Source organism: Staphylococcus sp. EG-SA-2 (assembly GCF_017152085.1).
The window spans coordinates 1-535 of the sequence record NZ_JACYHC010000158.1; the positions used below are offsets into that span (position 1 = coordinate 1).

General features: G+C 33.8%; 1 protein-coding gene. It reads right to left on the reverse strand.

Annotation, left to right across the window (positions count from 1 at the left end; genetic code table 11):
- Positions 1–41: 41 nt before the first annotated feature.
- Positions 42–535: sirohydrochlorin chelatase (locus IDG60_RS27225; RefSeq protein WP_206160410.1), on the reverse strand; the 494-nt coding region annotated here is incomplete at its 5' end.

Below are 535 nucleotides of genomic sequence, written 5' to 3' on the forward strand. Positions count from 1 at the left end.
TATTTATTTCAAAAAAAGGTATTAATTTTTCGTTAGTGCTTTTATATTTTCATCGGAATCATTAAGCTTTCTAATCTATCGTTAATGATTTGCTTTAAAATTGGGTCGAAGTTAATTGAAGGTGTGAAGTGTATATCTGTATTAATAACCATGTCATTCATTTGCTGCTTCACTTTGTTAACAAGTCTTCCGTCATATAAAAATAATGGTACGACAATCAATTTTTGATACCGTTTCGAGATGCTTTCTAAATCATGTGTAAAACTAATCTCTCCATATAGCGTTCTCGCATAAGTAGGTTTATTAATCTGCAAATGTTGAGCGCATATTTGTAACTCTTCGTGTGCCTTAGTAAAATTTCCATTAATATTGCCGTGTGCAACAACCATAACTCCAACTTGTTGTTCGTCACCTGCTAATGCGTCACAAATACGTTGTTCAATTAATCGTCTCATTAAAGGATGTGTGCCAAGTGGCTCGCTTACTTCTACCTTTATGTCTGGATACCGTCGTTTCATTTCATGAACGATATTCG